This is a genomic window from Martelella sp. (assembly GCF_984369615.1).
In genome coordinates this window covers 1-2,905 of sequence record NZ_CFHTCS010000464.1, presented here as the reverse complement: position 1 = coordinate 2,905, position 2,905 = coordinate 1, and the positions used below count along the sequence as shown (strand labels likewise).

The following is a 2,905-nucleotide window of genomic DNA, read 5'->3' as shown; positions in this document are numbered from 1 at the left end:
CCGATGCCGCAGACCCGCGAGCACATCCTGCTTGCCCGTCAGGTTGGCGTTCCGGGGATCGTGGTTTTCCTCAACAAGGTTGACCAGGTTGACGACGAGGAGCTTCTCGAGCTCGTCGAGATGGAAGTGCGCGAACTGCTGGACTCCTACGAGTTCCCCGGCGACGAAATCCCGATCATCAAGGGCTCGGCGCTTGCCGCTCTGGAAGACAGCAACAAGGAAATCGGCGAAGACGCGATCCGCGCGCTGATGGCCGCTGTCGACGACTACATCCCGACGCCCGAGCGTCCGGTTGACCAGCCCTTCCTGATGCCGATCGAGGATGTGTTCTCGATTTCCGGCCGCGGCACGGTCGTGACCGGTCGCGTCGAGCGCGGCATTGTCAAGGTTGGCGAGGAAGTCGAGATCGTCGGCATCAAGCCGACGCAGAAGACGACGGTGACCGGCGTTGAAATGTTCCGCAAGCTGCTCGACCAGGGCCAGGCCGGCGACAACATCGGCGCTCTGATCCGCGGCATCAACCGCGACCAGGTCGAGCGTGGCCAGATTCTCTGCAAGCCGGGTTCGGTGACGCCGCACACGAAGTTCAAGGCAGAAGCCTACATCCTGACGAAGGATGAGGGCGGCCGCCACACGCCGTTCTTCACCAACTACCGTCCGCAGTTCTACTTCCGCACGACGGACGTGACGGGCGTCGTCACGCTTCCGGAAGGCACGGAAATGGTGATGCCGGGCGACAACGTCACGGTTGACGTCGAACTGATCGTGCCGATCGCGATGGAAGAAAAGCTGCGCTTCGCCATCCGCGAAGGCGGCCGCACCGTCGGCGCCGGCATCGTGGCATCGATCGTCGAGTAATCGACGCGCGACAGGCACTTTGATTGCGAGGTAGGGACGGGGCAACCTGTCCCTACTTTTGAAGATTGAAGAGAGCGGTCGAAGTTCAACGAATGCGCCTGATCGATGACGAGAAGGCGGGAAGAAGAAGAAGACAAGGACGAGTCGCATGAACGGCCAGAATATCCGCATCCGCCTGAAGGCGTTTGATCACCGGATCCTTGATGCCTCCACGCGTGAGATCGTTTCCACGGCCAAGCGTACCGGCGCGAATGTGCGCGGTCCGGTTCCGCTGCCGACCCGGATCGAGAAGTTCACGGTCAACCGTGGTCCGCACATCGACAAGAAGAGCCGCGAGCAGTTTGAAATGCGCACCCACAAGCGCCTGCTCGACATTGTCGATCCGACCCCCCAGACGGTCGATGCTCTGATGAAGCTCGATCTGGCTGCCGGCGTCGACGTTGAAATCAAGCTCTGATTTTTCAGGGTAGGGATAATTAAACGGGACCAATCGCTGCGCGCGCTTTGATGCGATGCGCATGACGTCCCAAACGGAGACACGCCGGGACCGCAAGGGCCTGGCCGGAACTCTAAAAGGAACGAACCGATGCGTTCAGGTGTAATAGCACAGAAGGTGGGAATGACCCGCGTCTTCAATGACGCAGGAGAGCATATCCCGGTAACAGTTTTGCGAATGGACGGCTGCCAGGTCGTTGCAACGCGCACGAAAGACAAAAACGGCTATACGGCTGTTCAGCTCGGTGCGGGCCGTTCGAAGGTCAAGAACACGTCGAAGGCGCTGCGCGGCCATTTCGCCAAGGGCTCTGTCGAACCCAAGGCCAAGCTGGTCGAGTTCCGCGTTTCGGAAGACAACCTGCTCGAGATCGGCGCCGAACTGACGGCCGGCCATTTCGTGTCGGGTCAGCTCGTCGACGTGACCGGCACCACGATCGGTAAGGGTTTTGCCGGTGCGATGAAGCGCCACAACTTCGGCGGCCTGCGCGCCACCCACGGTGTCTCGATCTCGCACCGTTCGCATGGTTCGACCGGTTCCAACCAGGATCCGGGCAAGGTCTGGAAGGGCAAGAAGATGGCTGGTCACATGGGCCAGACCCGCGTCACCACCCAGAACCTCGAAGTCGTCCGCACCGATGAAGAGCGCGGTCTGATCCTCGTCAAGGGAGCCGTCCCCGGTTCCAAGGGCGCCTGGATCACGGTTCGCGACGCTGTGAAGTCCGGTGTGCCTGAAAATGCGCCGCGGCCTGCCGGCCTGCGCGCGGCTGAAACCAATGGAGCCGAGTAATGGATCTCACCGTCAAAACACTTGAGGGCAAGGACGCCGGCAAGGTCAGCCTGAAGGACGAGATCTTCGGCCTGGAACCGCGCGAAGACATCCTCGCCCGCATGGTTCGCTATCAGCTGGCCAAGAAGCGCCAGGGCAGCCACAAGGTCAAGGGCCGTTCGGAAGTCGCTCTGACCGGCGCCAAGATGTACAAGCAGAAGGGCACGGGCAATGCCCGCCACCACGCCAAGCGTGCGCCGCAGTTCCGCGGCGGTGGTCGCGCCCACGGCCCGGTTGTTCGCGACCATGCGCATGACCTGCCGAAGAAGCTTCGCGCGCTGGCCCTGAAGCATGCGCTTTCGGCCAAGGCCAAGGGCGAGAACATCATCATTGTCGATGACCTCGTCGCCAAGGAAGCCAAGACCAAGGCGCTTCTCGCCCAGTTCGCCGGCCTCGGCCTGGAAAACGCTCTGATCATCGGCGGCTCGGAAGTCGACGGCAACTTCAAGCTTGCCGCCCGTAACATTCCGAATATCGATGTTCTGCCGGTTCAGGGCATCAATGTTTACGACATTCTGCGCCGCGGAAAGCTCGTGCTTTCCAGGTCCGCAGTCGAAGCTCTGGAGGAGCGGTTCAAATGAGCGATATCCGCCATTACGACGTGATCGTTTCGCCGGTCATCACCGAGAAGTCGACGCTGGTTTCGGACAATAACCAGGTTGTCTTCAGCGTTGCCAAGAATGCGAGCAAGCCCGAGATCAAGGCCGCTGTCGAAGAGCTCTTCGG

The 2,905-nt window shown here is 61.0% G+C and carries 5 protein-coding genes; all 5 read left to right on the top strand.

What is annotated here, in order from left to right; genetic code table 11:
- A partial coding sequence (locus AC5DC2_RS22260) for an elongation factor Tu (RefSeq protein ID WP_491700064.1) occupies positions 1-858 on the top strand: 858 nt, incomplete at its 5' end.
- A 148-nt stretch (positions 859-1,006) separates the two neighbouring features.
- Positions 1,007-1,315: a 30S ribosomal protein S10 gene (rpsJ, locus tag AC5DC2_RS22255; protein ID WP_018065614.1), complete on the top strand. Its 309-nt coding sequence runs from the start codon at positions 1,007-1,009 to the stop codon at positions 1,313-1,315.
- A 129-nt stretch (positions 1,316-1,444) separates the two neighbouring features.
- The gene (gene rplC, locus AC5DC2_RS22250; protein WP_024708109.1) at positions 1,445-2,140 is read left to right on the top strand and encodes a 50S ribosomal protein L3; all 696 of its coding nucleotides are present in this window, start codon (positions 1,445-1,447) and stop codon (positions 2,138-2,140) included.
- Positions 2,140-2,760: a 50S ribosomal protein L4 gene (rplD, locus tag AC5DC2_RS22245; protein ID WP_024708108.1), complete on the top strand. Its 621-nt coding sequence runs from the start codon at positions 2,140-2,142 to the stop codon at positions 2,758-2,760. The genes rplC and rplD overlap by 1 nt, the downstream gene beginning before the upstream one ends.
- Positions 2,757-2,905 (top strand): 50S ribosomal protein L23 (rplW, locus tag AC5DC2_RS22240; RefSeq protein ID WP_491700065.1); only part of this gene is annotated, 149 nt, incomplete at its 3' end. The genes rplD and rplW, both read left to right, overlap by 4 nt.